Genomic DNA, 22930 nt, shown 5'->3' with positions numbered 1-22930 from the left:
GAGGACCAGGAAGGAATGTTCACTCGCAGGATGGCCCTGCTCGGTGGCTTGGGGGCGCTTGGCGCCGCCGGGCTGCCGGCGGCCCAGGCTGCTGGCCCGCAGCCCGATGGCCCGGTGACGCTGGTGGTGGGCTCCACGCCCGGCACCGGCAATGACACGCTGGCACGGTTGATGGCGCCCTATCTGCAACAGAAGCTGGCGCAGCCGGTGGTGGCGGAGAACCGCACCGGCGCCAGCGGCGTCATCGCCGCGCAATATGTCTCGCGCGCCGCGCCGGACGGGCGGACGCTGCTGGTGCTGGGCGACCCCTTCGTCACCAGCCCCAGCCTGATGCCGAACCTGCCCTACAAGCCCGATACCGGCTTCACCTTCATCAGCATGCTCGCCTACGGGCTGGTGGTGCTGGCGGTGCGCTCGGACCTGCCGGTGAAGTCGGTAAAGGATTTCGTCACCTTGGCGAAGTCGAAGCCGGGCGAGCTGAACTACGCCTCTCCCGGCAATGGCACGCCGCACCACATGATCATGGCCCTCTTCGGCCTGACCACCGGCATCGACATCAACCACGTTCCCTATAGCGGCTCCGCCCAGGCCATTCAGGACCTGCTGGGCCGCCGCGTGGACGCCATGATGCTGCCCGTGCACGTGGCCCTGCCGCTGATGCGGGCCGAGCAGATCCGCGTGCTGGCGGTTGGCAGCGAGACACGGGCCGAGGAAGCGCCGGAGATCCCGACGCTGGCCGAGGCCGGTTTCCCGATGGAGAACGTCACGCTCTGGTACGGCCTCTTCGGCCCGCCCGGCATGCCGGAGGAAACCACCCGCCGCATCAATGCCGAGGTGAATGCCTGGCTGGCGCTGCCGGAGACCAAGGAGCGGCTGCGGGCGCAGGGAATGGTGCCCGGCGGTGGCACGCCGGAAGCCTTCCGGCAGCGCATGCTCCACGACATCGCCCATTGGGGCCAGGTCGTGAAGCAGGCGGGCATCCAGGGCGGCTGATCAGCCTTCCGCCGCGCGGCGGACCCAATAGTCCCAGGCGCGGCGGAAGCCTTCACCGGGCAAGCCGTCGCGCAGCCGGCTGCTGATCTTCGAGATCTCGCCGGGCGAGAGGAAATCCACCTCGCCCAGCTTCTCCGCCTGAATTTGCAGCTTGGCATTCACCTCCAGATAGATGGCGGTATAGACCGCCTCGGACACCGAGCCGCCGCAGACGGTGGAGCCATGCCCACGCATCAGGCAGGCCGAGCCGCCGCCCATGCAGGCCGCGAGGTCTCGCCCCATGGGCATGTCGCAGACCAGCAGCGCGGTATCGCCGAACTTGCTGCGGCTGTTCCAGACCGGCACCTCGGCGCCGATGGTCGCGGCGCTGTGCAGCAGCGGGCGGATAGGCCGGCGCACCACGCTGAAGGGCACGACGCTGTGGCTGTGGCTATGCACCACCGCCATCACGTCCGGCCGCGCCTCATAGATCGCGCCATGGATGAAGCGCTCCAGGTAGGGCTTGCGCGCCCCGGGCGAGAGCGGAGCGCCATCCAGCGCGTATTCCTCGATGTCGCCTTCCTCGATTAGCTCCGGCGAGCGGGCACGGGCCAGCAGGTAGCGGCCCGGGTCCTCCGGATGGCGGGCGCTGACATGGCCGAAGGCGTCGACGATACCTTCCCGCGCGAGAATATGGTTCGCGGTGACGATCTCGCCGCGCAGCCGCTCCAGTTCCGTCATTATTGGTTGCCTCCCTCAGTGGCCGGTGGCCAGCGCCGCCAGGGCGGCGGCATCGGCTGGCGGCGCATTGCCGCGCCAGACGACATGCATGTCCGGCCGCAGCAGCAGCAGGTCGCGCTCATAGACCTGGCGCGCCGTGGCATCGGGGATGTCCAGCAGCGTTGCCGGGGCGCCCCGCGCCCGCAGCGCCCGCAGCAGCGGGCCGAGATCGGCAGTGCTGCCGCCAAGCCGCAGCAGGGTATAGCCCTCGGCCGGGATGCGGTCCTGCATGGCCGTGCCGTCCTCCAGCCAGACATGCGGCAGGCGTGCGCCCGGCCAGGTGGTCGGGTGGTACTCGCGGAAGAGATGCTCCGGCCCGCCGGGGATATTGTCGACGATCGGGCTATCGACGTAGCGATAGCCGAGTTCGGCGCCGATCATCTCATTGGTCTTGCGCTGCTCTACATCCGCCACGCGCGCCAGGTTGTCGCGCGCCGCCAGCCCCGCGGGCGTATCGTCACGGATCTCCGGCCGGTATTGCGACCGCCAGCGCCGCCGCCCCAGCGAGGCATAGCGGGAGGCGCCGACATTGCGCTCCCCGACCTGGCGCCGCTCGACCTCGTAGGAAGACAACAGCGCCGGCCCACCCCAGCCCTGCAGCGTTGCCGCCAGCTTCCAGGAAAGGTCGAAGGCATCGCCCACGCCGGTATTCATGCCGAGGCCGCCGGTGGGGATCACCAGATGCGCGGAATCCCCGGCCAGGAAGACGCGCCCTTCACCATAACGGTCGGCCAGCAACAGGTTCTGGCGCCATTCGCCGCAATAGAGCATTTCGTACTTCACCGGCATCGCCACGACCTTCTCGAACTGGGCGCGCATCGCCTCATCGCTCTCGACTGTCGCATGCAGGGTCCAGTGGCGGGTGGAATCCTGCATGATCAGGAAGCTCGCCCGGTCATCGGCGACGTGATAGTGGCGGCCATGGCCGGGCCCGTTGCCGATGGGGATGCGATCGTAGAGTTCGTCGCAAACAAAGAGCGCCTGCCGCAGTTGCAGCAGATTGCCTTCCCCGCGCAGCCGGATGCCGAGCTGCTTGCGCACCGGGCTGCCGCCGCCGTCGCAGCCGGCCAGATAGGCCCCGCGCAGCCGTTCCGTACCGCCATCCTCACGGCGGAAGGTCACTTCCACGCCCTCCGCATCCTGGGCGAATTCCAGGAAGGTGCAGCCGTAGCGCAGCGTGACGCCGGGCAGCTTCTCAGCCGCCGCCTTCAGCACCGGCTCCAGCGTGTATTGCGAGGTGAGCTGATAGGGTTCCAGCGCCTCCGTGCCATCATTGACCTCGCGGATACGCACCCGGGCCTCGTCCACCGAAGGGTAAGGCAGGCGCAGCAGCGGCGGCTCGGCCATGGAGAGGATGACGAAGACATCCATCGGCACATGCGTCGGCAGCCCGGCGGCGCGGATGGTCTCCGCCAGCCCGATGCGGCGGAACATCTCCATGGTGCGGGCATTGCACCGCTCCATCTTCGGCAGGAACTGCGGCTCCGGCTTCTGCTCCAGCAATGTGCAGCGAATGCCGCGGCGGCCGAGATCGACCGCCAGGGTCAGCCCGACCGGTCCGGCACCGACGATGATGACCTGGGTATCCATCGGCTCACGCTCCTCCTGCCCGGCGAGGCATGGCACGCCGGATCCATGCTTGGCCGCGCGGCATCAGCCTCGCGGATGACAGGACCCTCCCAGCCCAGGGCTGATTCGTCAAGTCGCAATATTTGGGATTATGGTGAGGCCTGTGGCAAAGTGCGCTCGATGATGCCGGCGCAGAAGCGCAGCCGCTCCACCAGGCGCAGCAACTCGGCTTCCACAGGGCGCGAGCGGCCAAGGGTGAGGCTGACGCTGCCCACCACCTCCCCGGCGGCATCGCGCAACGGCGCCGCAATGCCGGTGACGCCGGGCGTCGCCTGGCCTTCCGTGACATCCCAGCCCTGCTGGCGGATGCGGCGCAGCGCCTCCCGCGCCGCCGCCGCCGTGTGCCCCAGGCCCACCTCGGCAAAGCCCGCCGCATGCTCTGCCTGCAACCTGTTGATGCTGGCGGCAGGCAGATGCGCCAGGATCACCCGCGCCGCCGCGCCGCGGTACAAGGGCCGCGCCAGCCCACGTTCATAATGGCTGCGGAAAGCCGCCTGCCCCCGCTCCTGATGCACGCAGAGCACCCGGTCCCGGTAGCGGCGGCAGAGCAGCGCGATGCCACCTTCCGCCTGCACCAATCCTGCCATCACCGGCCGGGCGGCGGCGATCAGCGGGTCCTGCTGCCGCATGCGGTAGTCCAGCTCGGCGATCCGTGGCCCGAGCGTGAAGCCGAGCTCGGGCATGGAAGCCACCAGCCCCGCCTCACCCAGGATCTTCAGGTAGCGGTAGAGAGTCGAGCGGGTATAGCCCAGCCCTTCATGCAACTGCTCGAGCGTCAGGTGGCCGGCGGAGTCCTCCAGCAGGTCCAGAATCCTCAGCATCTTGCCGGGGGTGGTATCGGCCTTCATGGCGCCAAGCCTCCTTTCAATCCTGTTATACAGGAATTCATTCAGGATTCAGATATCTAGCTCTGCTCATAACATGGAACCGCGCTGCTGGAGCCCAGGCTTATGGCTGCCGTAAGCCATTGCTTCTGGCGCGGCCGGTTTCTTCCTGCCTCTGCTGCCCTACCGCGCTGACATGGCCCGCCCAGAAGGCCGCCGCGTTTCACAGGAGGACCCCGCCACCATGACCAGCCGCCGCGACCTCATCCTGCGCACAGCCCTGCTCCTCCCGGCCCTGCCGCTGCTGCCCCGGCCGGCACTGGCACAAACTGGCGGCAGGCCGGATGGGCCGGTGACTTTGGTGGTGCCCTTTACCCCCTCCACCGCCCAGGACCTGCTGGCGCGGCTGCTGGCGCCTGCCTTGCAGGAAGGGCTGGGACAGCCAGTGATCGTGGAGAACCGCGCCGGCGCCAGCGGCCAGATCGGCACCCAGACGGTTGCCCGCGCCACGCCGGATGGGCGGACCCTGATGATCCAGGGCGTGCCCTTCGTCATGAGCCCGCCGCTGCTGCCGCACCTGCCCTATGACCCGGCACGCGACTTCACACCCATCATCCAACTGGCGGAAGGGCATGTCATGCTGCTGGTCCGCCCAGACCTGGAAGCAGCGACGCTGTTGGATTTCGTGGGCCTCGCCCGCGCCCGGCCCGGGGCGCTGGACTATGCCTCCCCCGGCAATGGGACGGCGCAGCACATGGCCATGGAGCTGTTCAAGCTGACGGCCAACATCGACCTCAACCACATTCCCTACCGCGGCACGGCGCCAGCGGTGCAGGATCTGCTGGGCCGCCGCGTGGCCGCCATGATGCTGCCGGTGGCGGTGGCGCTGCCGCTGGTCCGCAACGGGCAGGCGCGGGCCCTGGCTATCGGCGCGCCGCGGCGCTCGCCGGAGGCGCCGGAGGTGCCTACCCTGGCGGAAGCCGGCTTTCCGATGCGTGGGTTGACGCTGTGGTACGGCCTTTTCGGCCCCGCCAACCTGCCGGCGCCGCTGCTGGAGCATATCAACGCCGCCGCCAATGCCTGGCTGGCCGATCCTGGCACGCAGAAGGCATTGCAGGCGCAGTCCCTGCAACCCGCCGGCGGCACCCCCGCCAGGTTCCGCGCCATCGTCGAGGAAGAACTGCGCGAATGGGCGCGCGTGGTGAAGGAAGCCGGCATTACCCCCGGCTAGTCACACCGGCCGCCAGCCGAGGCCGCCCTCAGCCACCTTGGCCGCCGCGATGCGCCGCACCAGCGCCACCAGGCCCGGCCCGACCAGTGCCGGCAGGGTCCGCCGCGTCACCAGTGCCAGGCTGCGGCTGAGCGGCGGGTCGACAATGCGGCGGGCACAAAGGGCGCCGCGCGCGATATCCTCCATGAAGAGGCCATAGGGCACCACGGTGCAATTGCTGCGTTCCAGCACCAGGGTCCGCTTCACCTCGGCGGGCTCGGCCTCCATCCGCACCTGCAGCGTGATGCCCTGATCCCGCGCGCAGGTCTCGATCAGCCGCCGCGTCGAATGGAAGCGATGGTCGAGCACCAGCGGGAAGCGGTGCAGCTCCGCCGAGGGCAAAGGCCCATCTGCCGAATTCACCAGCCCCGGCACGCCGACAAGGAAAAGGTCTTCCTCATACAACGGGTGTATCAGCAGGGCGTCATGCGGCTCCGGGTCATAGCAGAAGGCGGCGTCCAGTTCGGCGGTCGAGATCAGCAACTGCCGCAGCTCATCCGAAAGGCCGGCGCGCAGGTGGAACTGCAATTCCGGCTTCTGCGCCGCGCCTTCCATCAGCAGATCCGGCACCAGAGTCTTGCCCGAGGTGGGCGTGATGCCGAGCGCGATGCGGATGACCCGCGCGTGGAAGGGCTCGACGGCGGCGCGTGCTTCCTCCAGCGCCGCCATCACCTTGCGCGCGGCGCCCAGGAAGGCCTGCCCGGCCGGGCTGAGCAGCACGCCACGGGAATGCCGCTCCAGCAGCACCACGCCCAGGCTGGCCTCCAGGTTGCGCACATGTCCCCCCAGCGCCGGCTGCGACAGGTGCAGCACGCGTGCCGCCGCTGTGAAGCTGCCGGCCTCGGCCACCGCGATGAAGCAGCGGATCTGCTGCAACATCATGGGCTGCGCAGCCTTCCCATTACTTCTTCTCGATGTTCCAGAAGACCATCACCGGCGCGCTGAGCACGCCGGAGATGTTGCTCCGCCGCGCATAGGGCTGGTCGTATTGCCCCAGCACGCGATAGGGCTGCATCTCCGCCAGCCGGCGGTGCAGCGCCTCGGTGGCGGCGCGGCGGCCATTCTCGTCCACAGCCTCCACCACCGCGTTGCGCAGCTTCTCTGCCTCGGCATCGCAGGGCCAGCCGGACCAAGCGCGCTCGCAGGCCATGTTGGTGCCGATATTCGTCACCGGCGACTGCATGGTGGCGCCGGAGGCCGTGGTGACAAACAGGTTCCAGCCGCCCTGGTCCGGCGTGGAACGGTTCTGCTGCCGCGTCGTCACCGTGCCCCAGTCGGCGAACTGCAGATCGACGTTCAGCCCGATCTTCTTCAACGCTTCCGCAGCCACTTCCGCCATGCGGCCGATGGGCGCGATGTCGTAGGAGGAACTCATCACCACGCGCTCGCCCTTGTAGCCGCTTTCCGCCAGCAGCTTGCGGGCCTTTTCCAGGTCCGGCCTGGCATAGGCCTCGGCACCGGCCTCGGTGCCATTGGGGCTGCCGCAGACGAAATAGGACCCGCAGCGCTTCCACCATTGCTCGTCGCCAAAGCCGGCGGCGAGGAAATCCGCCTGATCCGTCGCATAGGCCAGGGCCAGCCGGGCGCGCGGGTCGTTGAAGGGCGGGTGCAGGTGGTTGGGCCGCAGCATCGCCTGATTGGAAAGGCTGGAATAACGCTCCACCTTCACATCCCGGTTGCGGCTGATGACGGGGATCAGGTCCTGCCCCGGCTGCTCCCAGATATCGATCTCGCCGGTCTGCAAGGCGGCCGCCGCCGTCGCGGGGTCCGGCATGATGGTCCATTCGACACGGTCCAGCTTCACCACCCGGCCACCGGCCAGGCCATCGGCGGGCTCGCTGCGCGGGCGGTAATCGGGGTTGCGATCATAGACCACGCGGGCACCGCTCTGCCATTCCGCGCGGTTGAAGCGGAAGGGGCCGCTGCCGACCGCTTCCGTCACCGGCTTCATCGGGTCGGTCGTCGCGTCGCTCTCGCGCATGATGGCCGGGATCTGCCCGACGGCGGAACCGAGTGCGAAGGGCACCATGCCGGTCGGCGTCTTCAGCCGCAGCGTGAAGCCGCGCTCGTCCTGCGCTTCCAGTGCCGCGGTGTATTCGGCCAGCTTGCCGCCCACGGTATCGCGCTTCATCCAGCGCTGGAGCGAGGCGATGACATCGCGGCTGGTCACCGGCTGGCCATCGTGGAAGCGCAGCCCGTCCCGCAGCCGGAAGCTCCAGGTCAGGTTGTCTGGTGAGGTGGAGACGCTTTCCACCATCTGCGGGTGGGATTGCAGCTTGGAATCCCAGGCGAAGAGCGTCTCGTAGATCATCAGCCCGTGCATGCGGGTGATGACGATGGACGCGAAGACCGGATCGAGGGTCTTGAGGTCGGCATGCGGCGCCACGCGCAGCACGCGGTTGGGCGCCGGCTGCGCGGCGGCACCCTGAGCCAGCGCCAGGGCAATCGGTGCGGCAGCCAGCAAAAGCGCGAGGCGTGAGCGATTCAAGGCCGGTCTCCTCAAGGGTTCGAAGGCGTGAAATGCAGCACCCGCGCGCGATGGCTGGCAAGCCGCAAAGATCCGTCCGCCTGCAGCCAGAGGCAGGGACGATGCCGCCAAGGGCCGTGCGCGAGGTCCGCCAGAGCCCGGCCGCCCGGCAGCGGTGTCAGCTTCGTCTCGGCGCCGGTGCCGCCGGCCCAGGGCAGCCGCGCGGTGCCATCGGCGCGGATGGTCAAGGCAAGGTCGTAGTGCTTCTCACGCCATTCGCCGACCAGCGCGGGGTCGAGCCCCTGCTCCCGCGGTACGCGGATGAAGCGCCGCACAGTGCCACCCACCTGCCCCGCCAGCACATCCTGCCCCTCCGCCCGCACCTGGATGTCGAGATACGCCGGAAGGCTGCGCATGCTGCCATCCGGCTCCGCCACCAGCCGCTCGTGGCCGCCCATGAAGCTGATGGAATCCGCTGTCGTCTCGGCCCAGAAAGGGCCTTCCTCCGTGGCAAAGAGGCCCGTGGGGAGATCGCGCGCCGGTTCCGGCAGCGGCTGTTCCAGCAGCGCGGCCAGCACGGTCATCGCCGGCCAGAGGGCCTCTTCCTCCCGGTTCGTCAGCACCACCGCGCCCAGGCCGCGCCCGGGCGCCAGCAGGACATGGTTGCGGTAGCCGGGCAGCGATCCGCCATGGCCCAGCAACTCATCATCGCCCAGCCTGCTGCGGACGAGGCCGAGGCGATAGGCGCTCTCCGTGCCATCCGCGAAGAGCCTGGGGGCGGCGAGCTGCTCCAGTATCCCAGCCAGCGGCCCCTGCCCCGTCATCAGCGCCACCAGCCAGCGCGCCAGTGCCGCCGCGCTGCCCGCCAGGCCACCGGAGGCCGAGAAATGCATGCCGTAGCGGCCGCGCCGCCAGGAGGCACCATCCCACCAATAGCCAGTGGCGAGGCCCGGCACCGCTTCCGTCTCATCCTCCGGAAAGCGGATGGGCAGGTCGAGTGGCGCCAGCAGCCGGCGGCGCAGCGCCTCGGCGTAAGGCACGCCGCGCTGGGCGGGAAAGACCGACTGCGCCAGGCGCCAGCCGGTATTGGAATAGGCCATTTCCGTACCCGGCACCGCATTCAGGCCGGGCAGGCGGCGGGCGATGCCCAGGACCTCGGCGCCGCCCAGGCTGGCGGTGTAAGGCACGCCCTGCTGCCACAGCACTTCCATCATGTCCGGCAGCGCGGCGGTCATGTCCAGCGCCCGGCCCAGCGGCACGGCGCCAAGCGCCGGCGGTAGGCCATCCAACAGCACGCCCAGCGGCGCCTCCAGCGGCAGTTCCTCCAGCAGCGCCGTGGCAGCCAGGAAATGCTTGCTGATGGAGGCGTAGCGGCTCGGCGTATCCGGCGTGAAGGGGATGGCATGCTCGATGCTGGCGAATCCGCCGCAAGCCGCGTGGCGGATACCGGCACTGTCGAAGAGCAGGATGGCCCCGCCTGGCCCGGATGCCTCGGACCAGGCCCGCGCGAGGCGATCGGCTTCGTTGGTGGCGCGGGTCCAGTCGGGCATGCGGCGGGCCTCTCGGCGGGTGGGAATCAGCGAGGTGTCATTTCCTCAGCCTTTCCCCACCGCCGTCAATCACCCTGGCGTCATTTCCCGCAGGCGCCGATCCTCAGGCCAGGAAAACGTCGTCGTAACTGGCGTGGTTCCCGGTACCGAGCTGCACGGCGTTGTGCAGCCGCTTGTCCGTCACCGTCGGGTAGTTCACCTCCACCACCCAGAGCAGCGGCATATCCTCCACCAGGATCTTCTGCACCTCGGAGAAGGCGGCCTTGCGCTCCGCCTCCGTCGCGCCCGTGCGCGCCCTGGCGAAAAGCTCGTCCACCTTCGGGTTGGAATAGCCGGCGGTATTCGTGAAGAGGATCTTCTGGATATTGGAGGAAACATAGCTCCGCTCCACCCCTAGCGTCGGGTCGCCATACTGGTAGAGGACATTGGATGTCGCCTCGTAATCCCAGTTGGCGATGCGAGAGGCCCAGGTGCCGGCATCGGTGGATTCCAGCGTCACCTCGAAGCCGATGCGCCGCATCGCCTGGCGGAAGTATTCGCCCATGCGCGTCCAGATCTCGCCGTAGGGCGGGATAATGTATTTAAAAGCGCCGCGAATGCCCTGGGCATTGGGCTTCAGCCCGGCCTCGTCCAGCAGCGCATTCGCCCTGGCGACATCGAAAGGCGCCAGCGTGGCGCTGGGGTCATGGAACCGGGTGGTGGAAGCCACTGGCCCCGTCGCCGCCTTGCCCAGGCCGAACCACAGGCGCTCCACGATGAACTTGCGGTCCAGTGCCATGCTCATGGCCTGCCGTACCCGCTTGTCGTCGAAAGGCTTCACACGGTGGTTTGGCTCGAACCAGAAGAGCGGCGAGAAATACTCCCAACCCTTGGTCGTGACATTGAGGTTCGGCGCCTGGCGCAGGGCCGGGATGTCGAAGGGCTCGATATCCGTCGCGGTGCTCATCTGCACCTGCCCGCTTTCGATGGCCAGGCGGCGGCTCTGCCCGTCCGGGATCACGCGCCAGATGATGCCGTCCAGGTAAGGCTGCCCTGGCTTCCAGTATTCCCCGAAGCGTTCCATCCGCACGAAATTGCCCCGCTGCCACTCGGCGAAACGGAAGGGGCCGGTGCCCACCGGCTTCAGGTTCGCCGGGTTGGTGCGGATGTCGGCGCCGTCATAGACATGCTTGGCGACAATGGGCAGCGCCGTGGCATCGAAGCACAGCAGGAAGGGCTGGAAGGCCTGCTTCAGCACGAAGCGCACCGTCAGCGGGTCTGGCGCCGTGGCCTCCGAAATGCCGGCGATCACGCCACGCAGGCGGGGCGCGATCTCCCGGTTGAAGGTCATGACGGAGTAGAGGACATCCTCGGCGGTGAAGGGGCGCCCATCATGCCATTTCACATTCTCCTGCAGCCTGAAGACGTATTCGAGCCCATCGGGGCTGACGGTCCAGCTCTTCGCCAGTTCCGGCATCGGCTCCAGGGCCGGGGAGAATTTCAGCAGCCCCTGCGTGATCTTGCTGCCGCAGATCAGGGTCGGCGTTTGGTTGTTGACGCCGATCTGCAGGATTGGCGGTTCCGGGTTCAGGATGACGTTCAGCACGCCGCCACGCCTGGGTTGCAAGCCCTGCGCCAGGGCGTCCGAGGCTGACATGAGCATGGGCGAGGTGCCAATTCCGGCAAGCAGATGGCGGCGCGTCAGGCTCATGGCGGTCTCCGTCATGGTGAACGCGGGAACGCTAGGATGAAACCGGCGCCGGTGGGAAGGGCAATCCGCCTGACAGCACCGGCCCAGGCAGAGCTTTGCCTGCCCCCTTTCCACGGCCGCCTCCGACGGCGTGGTGGGCGGAGATATCCACAGATTTGGGGGACAGCCCTGTGGATGAACAGGTGGACAATTTGCTCGCCCCTTGGAGACAGGATGACACGCCACCCACCCAGCCAAACCCCAGGCGGGAACACCAAATCATGGATCAGAAGAAGTAAGGATGGGCCAGAAAAGATACGGACCAGGAACAGCAATCCTGACACGTCACATCGCCGCCGGGTCCGAAACTTTCTCGGCTTCTTGGCATACTGACGATGGATGCTCAGGCCGAGGCAGCCAGGATTTTCAAGGGAGTGGACATGCACGAAGATATGCTTTAACTAAGCTCTCGATTAAGCACACATAGATTGTGTCTTTTTAGGGGCGCTGTCGCTGCGCCCCGCAGCCAGCCGGACCAGTGGTTGGCTGCGCTTCGCTCAACCCGATGGAGGTGATGCCGCCGCATGGCGCGCGGCAGCCCGGAGTATCCATGACCGCCACGACCCCGACCCTCAGCAGGGTGGCCGGCAATGCCGCTTTGCCGCCCGTAAAGATCGCGCTTCGTAACGTCTTCAAGGTTTTCGGCGACCGCCCCGAGGCCGCCCTGCGCATGGTGCGCGAAGGGCAGGACAAGGCGGCTGTGCAGGCCCAGACTGGCTGCACCATTGGCGTCCACGATGCCAGCTTCGAGATCCGCGCCGGCGAGATCTTCGTCATCATGGGCCTTTCGGGCTCCGGCAAGTCTACCCTGCTGCGCCTGCTCAACCGGTTGATCGAACCCTCCTCCGGTGAGATCCTGATCGATGGCCGCGATATCGCGAAAATGTCGCGTGGCGAGCTGACGGCGTTGCGCCGGGCCGAGATGGGCATGGTCTTCCAGTCCTTCGCCCTGCTGCCCAACCGCAGTGTGCTGGACAATGCCGCCTTCGGGCTGGAAGTGGCCGGCATGCCCCAGGCCGAGCGGCACGCCAAGGCCCGAGCGGCGCTGGAAGGCGTCGGGCTCGGCGCCTATGCCAACAGCCGGCCAGACCAGCTTTCCGGTGGCATGAAGCAGCGTGTTGGCCTCGCCCGCGCCCTGGCGGGCGAGCCCAGCATCCTGTTGATGGACGAAGCCTTCTCGGCGCTCGATCCGTTGATCCGCTCGGAAATGCAGGAAGAGCTGCTGCGCCTGCAATCCGAGCACAGCCGCACCATCGTCTTCGTCAGCCATGACCTGGACGAAGCCATGCGCATCGGCGATCGCATCGCCATCATGCAGCACGGGCGCGTGGTGCAGGTGGGCACGCCGGATGAGATCGTGAACAGCCCGGCCAATGACTATGTGCGCTCCTTCTTCCGCAACGTGGATGTCTCCCAGGTCTTCCGCGCCGGCGACATCGCCGCCGAGACCCAGGTGCCGTTGATCGAGCGCCGCAACATCGCCCTGCCCGCCTCGCTGGAGCGGCTGCAGAACCATGAGCGCGATGTCGCTGTCGTCGTCGGTCAGGACAAGAAGTACCACGGCATGGTCACGGTGGATTCGCTGGCCGGTGCCGCGAGCGGCTCGGGGCCCGATGCCTACCGGCGCGCCCTGCTGCCGGATGTAGAGCCGATCGCCGCCGATGCGGTGCTTTCGGATGTGATGGGCCGCGTGGCGGAAAGCCCGCATCCCGTGCCGGTGGTCGATGAGGAGCAGCGCTACCTGGGCGCCATCAGCAAGACGGCGCTGCTGCAAACCCTCGACCGCAACGGCAACTGAGGAGAATCCCCTTGCAGGATCTCGATCTTCATATCGGCGAGGGTGCCGATGCGGTCGTGAATTTCATTCTCGACCATTTCACGCCGGCGCTGGATGCCATCGCCTCCGCCATCGGCTTTGTCACGGATGGCGTGCGGGACGCGCTGCTGGGCACGCCGGAGCCGTTGGCCATCGCCGCCATCGCCCTGCTGGCGCTGTGGCGCGTGGGCTGGAAATTCGCCATCTTCGCCGTGGCCGCCCTGCTGCTGATCAGCGGCATGGGGCTCTGGGACCGAATGATGGAAACCCTGTCCCTGGTGCTGGCTGCCACCGGCATCGCCATGGTGCTTGGCATCCCGCTCGGCATCGCCATGGCGCGCAGCCGCGCGGTGCAGGCCGTGGCGCGGCCGCTGCTGGACCTGATGCAAACCATGCCGGCCTTTGTCTACCTGATCCCGGCGGCAATGTTCTTCGGCCTTGGCGCCGTGCCCGGCACCATCGCCACGGTGATCTTCGCCATGCCGCCGGTGGTTCGCCTGACCAACCTGGGCATCCGGCAGGTGCATCATGAGTTCATCGAGGCCGGCCAGGCCTTCGGCTGCACGCCGATGCAGCTGCTGCTGAAGGTGCAGGTGCCGAACGCTCTGCCCTCCATCATGGCGGGCGTGAACCAGACCATCATGCTGTCGCTTTCGATGGTGGTGATCGCCTCCATGATCGGTGCCGGCGGGCTGGGCAATACGGTGCTGACCGGCATCCAGCGGCTGGACGTGGGTACGGGCTTCGAGGGCGGCCTCGCCGTCGTGGTGCTGGCCGTGCTGCTGGACCGCATCACCCAGAGCTTCAGCGCCGAGCCTCAAGGTTTCAGCTTCAAGCGCCTGCGCGCCGCCTTCGCCCGTGGCGATGAGGCGGAGCCCGCCGGCACATTGGTCACCCGCAAGGCGTGACCGCGGCGGGGGCCACATTGCCCCTGCCTCCCCTTTCTTTCCGTGATCTTTCCCCGGGGCCGCCGCTTGGCGGCGCCCGCAAGCAGAAGGATGCCGACGCATGATCGCCATCAACAAGCGCCAGTTCCTCACCGCCGGCATGGGCCTCGCCGCCGGCCTCGCCACGGGCTTCCGCCCGGCGCTCGCCCGCTCCGGCGGCATCAAGCTCGGCTTCGCGCCCTGGGCGGATGCAGAATTCATCACCCGCCTCGCCGCCAAGCTGATCGAGGACAAGCTCAACACCAAGGTGGAGCTGGTCCAGACCGACGTGGCGCCGCTCTACCAGGGCGTCACGCGCGGCGACGTGGATGCCATGCTGATGTGCTGGCTGCCGAAGACGCATGAGGATTACTACAAGCGCGTCGAAGGCAAGGTGGAGCGCCTGGGCACCCTCTACGGCGATGCCAAGCTGGGCTGGGTGGTGCCGAAATATGTGCCGGAGAGCGAGCTGGCTTCTCTGGAGGACCTTGCCAAGCCAGCCGTGCAGGAGAAGCTGGGCGGGCGCATCCAGGGCATCGAGCCCGGTGCGGGCCTGACGCGCCTGTCGCAGGATACGCTCAAGGCCTATGGCCTGAATGGCTATAAGCTGCAGGAATCCAGCGAAGCCGCGATGCTCTCCATGCTCAACCGCCAGATGCGCGGCAAGAACTGGATCGTGGCGACCGCCTGGAGCCCGCACTGGATGTTCGGCAAGTACGAGCTGCGCTACCTGGCCGACCCCAAGGGCGCGCTGGGTGCGGCCGAGGAAGTGGTGGGCCTGGGCCGTCCTGGCCTGAAGAAGGATCGCCCGGAAGTGGCCGCCTTCCTGTCCAAGCTGAACATGCCGCTGAACGAACTGGAAGCCGCCATGCTGGTGGCGCAGGAAGAAAGCGTCGAGGCCGCCGTCTCGAAGTACGTCGACGAGCACGCGCAGCGTGTGAACGGCTGGTTCGCCGCCTGAGGCGGCAGGAGAAGCGCCGCGCCCGGCTGGGGCGCGGCGCTGGCCGCTCAGCCGGCCACGAGGCGGCGATAGGCCATCTGGTCCTCGTGCATGCGCAGGAAGACCGCGTATTTGGCATCGTGGTAGCGCCGGGCCGCCTCGGAGGCGGGTTCCACCATGCGCCCGGCACGGCTCATCGCCGCCATGGCGGCGGGCAGGTCCGGGTGGACGCCGCCGGCCACCGCGCCCAGCATGCTGGCGCCCAGCAGGATGGCCTCCGGCTCGGCGGGCAGCACGATGCGGCAGCCGGTGGCATCGGCATGTTCCCGCAGGAAGACGGGGTTCTTGGTGCCGCCGCCGCAGGCCAGCACGGTGTCGATGGCATAGCCCTGGCCGTTCAGCGTCTCGATGATATGCCGGGTGCCATAGGCGATGGCCTGCACCGTGGCGAGGTAGAGCAGCGCCAGGTCCTCCGCCGTGGCGGAAAGCCGCAGCCCCGACACCATCCCGCGCAGCGAGGCATCGGCGCGTGGGGAGCGATTGCCGTGGAAATCCGGCATCACATGCAGATGTTCCGTCAACAATGCCGGGAAAGGCAGCGGGGCCGCCATCTCCTCCAACAACTGGTTCAACCGCTGGTAGATGGTGATGCCGGCCTGGGCCGCTTCCTCCGCCAGGGCGGGATAGGCGGCGTGGGTGGTGATCACATGGTCCACCAGCGCGCCGGTGGCGGATTGCCCGCCCTCGTTCAGCCAGAGGCCGGGCTGCATGGCGGAGAAATAGGGGCCCCAGACACCGGGCACGAAGCGTGGCTCGGCCGAGACGGCCATGTGGCAGCTTGAGGTGCCGCCCACCAGCGCCAGCCGGCGCAGCAGCGCCTGCTCATCCGGCGCCTGCCCATCCATCGCCGCGCCGATGACGCCGAGCCCGCCGGCATGGGCATCGATGGCGGAAGTGCCGACCGGAATGCCAGCCGGCAGCCCCAGTTCCGTGGCAGCCGTGGCGCTCAACCCGCCGGGGATGGGATGGCCCACCGGCAGGATCTCGGTGCCGATGCGCTGGAAGCCCTCGGCCGCCAGATCCTCCAGCCCGATGGCGCGGAAGAAGCCTTCGTCCCAGCGCCCTTCCCGCCCCAGGTAAGTCCATTTGCAGACGGTGGAGCAGAGCGAGCGCGTGGTGCTGCCGGTGGCCCGCCAGGTCAGGAAATCCGGCAGGTCCAGGAAGAGCGCGGCGCGTGCCCAGGCCTCCGGCAGGTGGTGCTTCAGCCAGAGCAGCTTGGGCGTCTGCATCTCCAGCGAGACGCGGCCGCCGACATAGCGCAGCACGTCATGCCCGCCGGCATTGATGCGCTCGGCCTCCGCCGCCGCGCGGTGGTCCATCCAGACCACCGTGTCCTGCTCCGGCTCCGCATCCGGGCTGATGGAGACCGGGCCGCCGGTGGCATCCAGCGCCACCAGCGAGCAGGTGGCATCGAAGCCGATGCCGCGCACCCGCACCGGGCCCAGTTCCGCCAGGGCATTGCGCACCGCGGCGCAGACCGCCGCCCAGATGTCGGTGGAAGACTGCTGCGCGAAGCCCGGGCGCGGCCGCCACATGCGGATAGGCTGCGCCGCCTGGGCCAGCATGGTGCCGTCCGGGGTGAAGGCGCCGGCGCGGGCGCTGCCGGTGCCCACATCCACGCCGATGACGATGTCCTGCATTGCGCCGATCCTGTGCTGCCGGCGGCGGGGTTAGGAACCGGCGCCCGCCGCGTCAAGCCGCGCCCCGGCGCGCGCCAGGGCGGCGGCGGGTTCCGTGCGGTTCAGAGCGCTGGTCACGATGCGTTCGAAGGCCGTGACGGGCGCGAAATAGGCCGGCTTCAGCTTGCCCAGCTTGGAGGAATCCACCACCAGAAAGGATTGCGCGGCGGAGGCCAGCGCCACCTGCTTCACCGGCACCTCGTTGAAATTGGTGCAGGTGACGCCGCGCGTGGCATGCACCCCGCCGGCGGAGACGAAGGCCTTGTTGATGCGGACCCTCCGCAGGCTCGCCAGTGCTTCGTCCGAGGCGAAGGTGGCGGAGGCCGGGTGGTAGAGGCCGCCGAGCAGCACCAGTTGCGTCCGCGCCCGCCGGCTCAGCAGCGTCACGATGTTCAGGGCGTAGCAGAGCACGGTGAGGGAAAGCCCCGCCGGCAGAGCCTCCACGAAATGCGGCATGGTGGTGCCGCAGTCGATGAAGATGGTGTCGCCATCCTCCACCAGCGCGGCGGCATGGCGCGCGGCCTGCCGCTTGGCGGCGGTGTGGCTGTCCTGCTCACGCTCAAGTGCATAAGGGCTCGCGCCGGAAGGGCCGCCCACCGGCACCACATGGCCGCCCAGCAGCGTGAAGGGCTGCCCCGGCTTGGCTAGGTCCCGCCGCAGGGTCATGGAGGACACGCCAAGCGCCGCCGCGGCGCTTTCCAGCCGGGCCGGGCCGCCCTGCCGCAGCATCTCCCCCAGTTGCGTGAGCCGGGCACTACGCCGCGCCCCCGCCACACCCTGCATCCCGCCCTGCGACATCCGCCCTCCTCGCGTGGCCCCTGCTTGACGATCGAGGCCGTTAATGTGACGATTATAACAAGAGTTACGAAACTAACAAATCATGGGACGGCGGATGACATATCCGCAGATCCCGAGGACGCCTGTTTCATGACCAAGACCCCGCGCACGCCAGCCGAACTGGCGCCGTTGATCGACCACACCCTGCTGAAGGCGGATGCCGTCGAGGCCGAGCTGCGCCGCTATTGCGACGAGGCGCGCGAGCACCGCTTCTGCTCGGTCTGCGTCAACCCCGGCAATGTGGCGCTGGTGTCGGAGGCGCTGCGCGGCAGCGGCGTGAAGACCTGCTCCGTGGTCGGCTTCCCCCTGGGTGCCACCACGCCGGAGGCCAAGGCCGCCGAAACGGCGGATGCCGTGCGCAATGGCGCCGACGAGATCGACATGGTCATCAATATCGGCGCCCTGAAGGACGGGCGGCTGGACGCGGTGCGGGCCGATATCGCCGCCGTGCGCGCCGCCTGCCCCGGCAAGGTGCTGAAGGTCATCATCGAGACCTGCCTGCTGAGTGACGAAGAGAAACGCACGGCCTGCCGCCTTTCGGCCGAGGCCGGCGCGGATTTCGTCAAGACCTCCACCGGCTTTTCCACTGGGGGCGCGACGGTTGCCGATGTGGCACTGATGCGTGAGGTGGTGGGCGATGCGCTGGGGGTTAAAGCTTCCGGCGGCGTACGCACATGGGATGGGGCGCAGGCGCTGATTGCCGCCGGCGCCACGCGGATCGGCGCCAGCTCCGGCGTCGCGCTCGTCACGGGCGCGCCGGTGGCGACGACCGGCTACTGATTCAACTGCGTCAACCGGCTGAGACGGGAAGGAAACAGAACATGGTCGATTTCAGCAGGCGTTCGCTGGGCGCGCTGACCGCGGGCGGCCTGATGGCAGCCACGATGGGCCGCCCGGCCTGGGCGCAGAATGCCGCCGTGGATGCCAGCAAGGTCTCCGGCGACGTCAATGCCAAGGCAGGCAAGAAGCGCACCATCGCCACGGTGGTGAAGGTGGATGGCATCGCCTGGTTCGACCGCATGCGCACGGGCGTGACGCAGTTCGGCAAGGACCAGGGCCACGACACCTGGATGGTCGGCCCCAGCCAGGCCGATGCCGCTGCCCAGGTGCAACTGGTGGAAAGCCTGATCGCCCAGGGCGTCGATGCCATCTGCATCGTCCCCTTCTCGGTCGAGGCGGTGGAGCCGGTGCTGCAGAAGGCGCGGCGCCAGGGCATCGTGGTCATTTCCCACGAGGCTTCCGGCCTGACCAATATCGACTATGACATCGAGGCCTTCGACAACCACGCCTATGGCGCCAAGCTGATGGAAGTGCTGGCGCGCGACATGGGCGGCGAGGGCAAGTACGTGGCCACCGTCGGCAGCCTGACCTCGCAGTCGCAGATGGAATGGATCGACGGCGCCGTCGCCTACCAGAAGCAGAACTTCCCGAAGATGCAGGAAGTGACGCGGCGCATCGAGACCTATGACGATGCGACCACGGACTACAACAAGCTGAAGGAAGTGCTGACCGCATATCCCGACCTGAGGGGGATCGTCGGCGCGCCGATGCCGACCTCGGCCGGCGCGGGCCGCCTGATCGCGGAGCGCAACCTGAAGGGCAAGCTCTTCTTCTCCGGCACCGGGCTCGTTTCCGTCGCGGGTCAGTACCTGCGCAACGGCGACATCAACTACATCCAGTTCTGGGACCCGGCGGTGGCCGGCTATGCCATGAACATCCTGGCGGTGATGGCGCTGGCCAAGAAGGAGATCAAGGCGGGCCTCGACCTCGGCCTCGCGGGCTATAACAGCCTGCAGGCGCCAGATGCCAAGAAGCCCAATGTCCTGGTCGGCCAGGGCTGGGTCGGCGTCACCAAGGACAACATGTCCCAGTACAACTTCTGATACCAACCTTTGACCGGGTGAAGGGGACGGCGGCTTAGGCCGCCGTCCCTGCATCCTGGCGACGGACAAGCATGACCCCTCCGCTGATCGAACTGCGCCATATCGGCAAGAGCTTCTCTGCCGTGCGGGCCCTGGAGGATGTCTCCCTCACCATCGGGCGGGGCGAGATCCATTGCCTGGCCGGTGAGAACGGCTCCGGCAAGTCCACCCTCATCAAGGTCATCTCCGGCGTCTGGCAGCCCGACCAGGGCGAGCTGCTGATCGATGGCCAGAAGATGGAGGGCATGACACCCCGCGCCGCCATCCAGCATGGCGTGCAGGTGATCTACCAGGATTTCTCGCTGTTCGGGAACCTCTCGGTCGCGGAGAACCTCGCGCTCAGCATGGAGCTTCAGGAAGGGCGCAAGCTCGTCTCCTGGCGCCGTGTCCGCGGCATCGCGCAGGAAGCCATCCGCAAGCTTGGCGTCGATCTCGACCTCGACGCGCTGGTGGAGACGCTGCCCACCGCCGGCAAGCAGCTTGTCGCCATCGCCCGCGCGCTGATGTCCGACCCGCGCCTGCTGATCATGGACGAGCCCACCACCGCCCTGACGGGGCGCGAGGTGGAAGCCCTGTTCCGTGTGGTGCGCGACATCCAGAGCCGTGGCATCGCCGTGCTCTTCGTCAGCCACAAGATGCGCGAGATGTTGGAGATCAGCGAGCGGCTGACCGTCATCCGCTCCGGCCGCGTCGTGGCGGCGGGTCCCATTTCCGAATTCGACGAAGCCGCCATCACCCGCGCCATGACGGGCCAGGAGATCGCGGCGGAAGGTTACCGCTGGGACGGCACAGCCGGCGGCACGCCGTTGCTGGAGGTCTCGGGCCTCAGCATTCCGGGGCAGCTCGAAGACATCTCGCTCCGCGTCATGCCGGGCGAGATCGTCGGCGTTTCTGGCCTGCTGGGCTCCGGCCGCACGGAACTGGCGCTGGCGCTCTTCGGCATGAAGCACGGCTATCAGGGTCAGGTCCGCATCGATGGGCGGGAGGTGCGGCTGGACAGCGTGCAGCGCGCCATCGAGCACGGCATCGCCTATGTGCCCGAGGATCGGCTGACCGAGGGCCTGTTCCTGACGCAGACCATCGACCGCAACATGCTCGCCACCTCGCACGCGCGGCTGAGCAAGGGCGGTGTCATCCAGCGCGTCCGCGCGGAGCGGGAGGCGGCGGGGATGATCCGCGAGATGGCCATCGCCACCCCCACCGGGGACCGGCCGGTGACGCAGCTTTCGGGCGGCAATGCCCAGCGCGTGGTGATCGGCCGCTGGCTGCTGAACGACCCGCGCCTGCTGATCCTGAATGGCCCCACCGTGGGCGTCGATGTCGGCTCCAAGGCCGGCATCCATCGCAAGATCCGTGAACTCGCCCGCGCACGCGGCCTGGGAGTGCTGATGATCTCCGACGACCTGCCGGAGCTGGTGGACAACTGCAACCGCATCATCGTGCTGCATCGTGGCCGCCTGGTCTCCGACACGCCCACCGAGGCAACCAGCGAAGCCGCGCTCAGCGAGCAGTTGGGAGCCCTGGCATGAGCGCCCTCGCCAACGCGTTGCGCCGCCATCCGGAGATGATGGTGGCGGCCGTGCTGGTGCTGGCCGTGGTGGTGATCGGCACGATCAACCCGGTCTTCTGGCAGCCCGCCAACCTCTTCAGCCTGATGCGTGCCAGCGTCATCACCGGCATCCTGGCATTGGCGGTGCTGCTGGTCATGCTTTCTGGCGGCATCGACGTCTCCTTCCCCGCTTTCGCCATCGCGGCCATGTACCTGACCGTGAAGGCCATGATCGCCTGGGGCTTCGATGGCGTGCTGCTGCCCTTCGCCATGGCCACCGCCATCGGCGTCGGCCTCGGGCTGGTGAACGCGGTCTTCGTCTATTACCTGCGGATGATCCCGCTGATCGTCACGCTCGGCACCGGCACCGCCGTGCGCGGCTTCATCCTCGGCGTGGTCGGCACCAGCCAGATCAACATCGACCAGATGCCGCCGCTGCTGATCAACTTCGCCCGTGGCGAGTTCTTCCATGTCACCCAGGCGGATGGCAGCACGGCGGGCCTCTCCTCCATGGTGCTGGTCTATGCTGGTATCGCCCTGCTGGTGCATCTGATGCTGCGCTACACCATGATGGGCCGCAGCATCTATGCCCTGGGCGGCGGCGAGGAAGCGGCGCGGCGCGTCGGCTTCAATGTCCGCCGCACCACCTTCTTCATCTATGGCCTGGCCGGTGCGCTGGCGGGCTTCGCCGGCCTGCTGCACGGCGCCATGATCTGGACCGCCAACCCGCGCGACATGGTGGGACTGGAGCTGGACGTGATCGCGGCGGTGGTGCTCGGCGGCGCCAGCATCTTCGGCGGGCGCGGCACGGTCATCGGCACCGTGCTGGGCGTGCTGACGCTGGTGGTCATCACCAACAGCCTGATCATCCTGGGCGTGGACACCACCTGGCAGCGCGTGGTGGTGGGCCTGATCGTGATCGCGGCCACGGCGGCCACCGCCTGGCGCGACCGCAAGCGCATCGCCTGAAGGCAGGGAACGCATCATGAGCGCCATCACCCAGCGCCTGCGCCGCTTCGACACCAACCTGCTGCAGCTCCTGCTGCTGACGGTGCTGATCTTCGCCGGCATGGCGGCGCTGAACCCCGACCGGTTCCTGCGCCCCTATGTCTTTGAATCCATCACCTTCATCGCGCCTGAGCTGGGCCTGCTGGCCATCGCCATGATGGTGGCGATGCTGACCGGCGGCATCGATCTCTCGGTCATCGGCATAGCCAATCTCTCCTGCATCCTGGCGGGCATGTTCTTCCACTGGGTCGGCGGGCCGCGCGGGCCGGAACTGGTGAACCTGCCGCTGCACACCGTGGCGGCCGGTATCGGCATTGCGCTCGGCACCGGGATCATCGCGGGCGCCATCAACGGTCTGCTGATCACCCGGCTGCGCGTCACGCCCATCCTGGCCACCATTGGCACCGGGCAGGTCTTCACCGGCATCTGCCTGGTGCTGACGGGCGGGCCCGCCGTGGTGGGCTTCCCCAAGCTCTGGGGCCAGATCGGCAATGGTACGGCCCTCGGCATCGCGGTGCCGCTGATCGTCTTCCTGGTGGTGGCGGCGCTGGTCTGGTTCCTGCTGTCGCGCACCGCCTTCGGTATCAACCTGTCGCTGATCGGCACCAATGCGCGCGCGGCGGCCTTCGCCGGGCTGCGCACCGGGCGCACCGTTTTCTTCTCCTATGTCATGACCGGCGTGCTGGCCTCCATCGCGGGCATCCTGCTGTCCGGCCGCACCAATGCGGCGAAGTCGGATTACGGCGTCTCCTACCTGTTGCAGGCCGTGCTGATCTCGGTGCTGGCCGGCACCAACCCGGCCGGCGGGCGCGGCAGCGTGGTGGGCGTGGCGCTGGCGCTGGTGGCGCTGATGCTGCTGTCTTCCGGCTTGCAGATCATGCGCTTCTCCAACTTCCTGGTGGACCTGATCTGGGGCGGCTTCCTGCTGCTCTCCATCGCCCTGGCCGCCTGGCGGAACCGGGTGCGCTGACC

General features: G+C 68.0%; 19 protein-coding genes. 10 read left to right on the top strand and 9 right to left on the bottom strand.

The features are described 5' to 3' along the window. The first annotated feature begins 15 nt into the window (after positions 1-15). Positions 16-993 (top strand): Bug family tripartite tricarboxylate transporter substrate binding protein, encoded by a 978-nt coding sequence (locus tag IBL25_RS02590; RefSeq protein ID WP_187776994.1) that lies wholly within the window; start codon positions 16-18, stop codon positions 991-993. On the opposite strand, the gene IBL25_RS02585 is transcribed toward IBL25_RS02590, so the two are convergent. The 3 genes from IBL25_RS02585 to IBL25_RS02575 all read right to left on the bottom strand — a co-directional run bounded on the left by IBL25_RS02585 (position 994) and on the right by IBL25_RS02575 (position 4229). Then, a complete protein-coding gene (locus IBL25_RS02585; RefSeq protein WP_187776993.1) occupies positions 994-1713 on the bottom strand; it encodes a class II aldolase/adducin family protein in 720 nt (239 codons plus the stop codon). Between the two features lie 15 nt (positions 1714-1728). Continuing rightward, a complete protein-coding gene (locus IBL25_RS02580) occupies positions 1729-3342 on the bottom strand; it encodes an FAD-dependent monooxygenase (RefSeq protein ID WP_187776992.1) in 1614 nt (537 codons plus the stop codon). A gap of 128 nt (positions 3343-3470) precedes the next feature. Beyond that, the gene (locus IBL25_RS02575) at positions 3471-4229 is read right to left on the bottom strand and encodes an IclR family transcriptional regulator (protein WP_187776991.1); all 759 of its coding nucleotides are present in this window, start codon (positions 4227-4229) and stop codon (positions 3471-3473) included. A gap of 220 nt (positions 4230-4449) precedes the next feature. Between IBL25_RS02575 and IBL25_RS02570 the strand changes: the two genes are divergently transcribed. Beyond that, on the top strand, positions 4450-5436 hold the full coding sequence (locus IBL25_RS02570; RefSeq protein ID WP_187776990.1) for a tripartite tricarboxylate transporter substrate binding protein: 987 nt from the start codon (positions 4450-4452) through the stop codon (positions 5434-5436). Here IBL25_RS02570 and IBL25_RS02565 read toward each other — a convergent pair whose 3' ends face one another. The 4 genes from IBL25_RS02565 to IBL25_RS02550 form a co-directional block, all read right to left on the bottom strand. Then, a complete protein-coding gene (locus tag IBL25_RS02565) occupies positions 5437-6357 on the bottom strand; it encodes a LysR family transcriptional regulator (protein WP_187776989.1) in 921 nt (306 codons plus the stop codon). A 19-nt stretch (positions 6358-6376) separates the two neighbouring features. Continuing rightward, a complete protein-coding gene (locus IBL25_RS02560) occupies positions 6377-7963 on the bottom strand; it encodes an ABC transporter substrate-binding protein (protein ID WP_187776988.1) in 1587 nt (528 codons plus the stop codon). A gap of 11 nt (positions 7964-7974) precedes the next feature. Continuing rightward, on the bottom strand, positions 7975-9492 hold the full coding sequence (locus IBL25_RS27210; protein WP_187776987.1) for a serine hydrolase domain-containing protein: 1518 nt from the start codon (positions 9490-9492) through the stop codon (positions 7975-7977). Between the two features lie 103 nt (positions 9493-9595). After that, complete coding sequence (locus tag IBL25_RS02550; protein ID WP_238940163.1) at positions 9596-11182, bottom strand: ABC transporter substrate-binding protein; 1587 nt, start codon at positions 11180-11182, stop codon at positions 9596-9598. Between the two features lie 589 nt (positions 11183-11771). Here IBL25_RS02550 and proV point away from each other — a divergent pair. The 3 genes from proV (at position 11772) to IBL25_RS02535 (ending at position 14924) form a co-directional block, all read left to right on the top strand. Further along, positions 11772-13019, top strand: coding sequence for a glycine betaine/L-proline ABC transporter ATP-binding protein ProV (gene proV / locus IBL25_RS02545; RefSeq protein WP_187776986.1), 1248 nt, complete (start codon positions 11772-11774; stop codon positions 13017-13019). Between the two features lie 11 nt (positions 13020-13030). Beyond that, positions 13031-13945 carry an ABC transporter permease gene (locus IBL25_RS02540; protein ID WP_187776985.1) on the top strand — a complete coding sequence of 305 codons (915 nt, stop codon included), beginning with the start codon at positions 13031-13033 and terminating at the stop codon, positions 13943-13945. A gap of 100 nt (positions 13946-14045) precedes the next feature. Further along, positions 14046-14924 carry a glycine betaine ABC transporter substrate-binding protein gene (locus IBL25_RS02535; RefSeq protein WP_202986652.1) on the top strand — a complete coding sequence of 293 codons (879 nt, stop codon included), beginning with the start codon at positions 14046-14048 and terminating at the stop codon, positions 14922-14924. Positions 14925-14971: 47 nt separating this feature from the next. On the opposite strand, the gene IBL25_RS02530 is transcribed toward IBL25_RS02535, so the two are convergent. Together IBL25_RS02530 and IBL25_RS02525 are read right to left on the bottom strand one after the other, a co-directional pair. Further along, positions 14972-16603 (bottom strand): FGGY-family carbohydrate kinase, encoded by a 1632-nt coding sequence (locus tag IBL25_RS02530; RefSeq protein WP_187776984.1) that lies wholly within the window; start codon positions 16601-16603, stop codon positions 14972-14974. A gap of 30 nt (positions 16604-16633) precedes the next feature. Then, positions 16634-17440 carry a DeoR/GlpR family DNA-binding transcription regulator gene (locus IBL25_RS02525; protein ID WP_187776983.1) on the bottom strand — a complete coding sequence of 269 codons (807 nt, stop codon included), beginning with the start codon at positions 17438-17440 and terminating at the stop codon, positions 16634-16636. Between the two features lie 129 nt (positions 17441-17569). Here IBL25_RS02525 and deoC point away from each other — a divergent pair, with 129 nt between their 5' ends. The 5 genes from deoC (at position 17570) to IBL25_RS02500 (ending at position 22928) form a co-directional block, all read left to right on the top strand. Beyond that, entirely contained in the window at positions 17570-18259 is a 690-nt protein-coding gene (gene deoC, locus IBL25_RS02520) for a deoxyribose-phosphate aldolase (RefSeq protein ID WP_187776982.1), read from the top strand. Positions 18260-18300: 41 nt separating this feature from the next. Beyond that, a complete protein-coding gene (locus IBL25_RS02515) occupies positions 18301-19362 on the top strand; it encodes an autoinducer 2 ABC transporter substrate-binding protein (protein ID WP_202986651.1) in 1062 nt (353 codons plus the stop codon). Between the two features lie 71 nt (positions 19363-19433). Continuing rightward, complete coding sequence (locus IBL25_RS02510; protein WP_187776981.1) at positions 19434-20930, top strand: sugar ABC transporter ATP-binding protein; 1497 nt, start codon at positions 19434-19436, stop codon at positions 20928-20930. Continuing rightward, positions 20927-21919, top strand: coding sequence for an ABC transporter permease (locus IBL25_RS02505; protein WP_187776980.1), 993 nt, complete (start codon positions 20927-20929; stop codon positions 21917-21919). The genes IBL25_RS02510 and IBL25_RS02505 overlap by 4 nt, the downstream gene beginning before the upstream one ends. A gap of 16 nt (positions 21920-21935) precedes the next feature. Beyond that, a complete protein-coding gene (locus IBL25_RS02500) occupies positions 21936-22928 on the top strand; it encodes an ABC transporter permease (protein WP_187776979.1) in 993 nt (330 codons plus the stop codon). The last annotated feature ends 2 nt before the right edge of the window (positions 22929-22930 follow it).

Origin of the sequence: Pseudoroseomonas ludipueritiae (genome assembly GCF_014490445.1) — a bacterium.
GTDB lineage: Bacteria > Pseudomonadota > Alphaproteobacteria > Acetobacterales > Acetobacteraceae > Pseudoroseomonas > Pseudoroseomonas ludipueritiae.
Note: the sequence above shows the minus strand (reverse complement) of the source record. Positions and strands in the feature narration are given on the sequence as shown.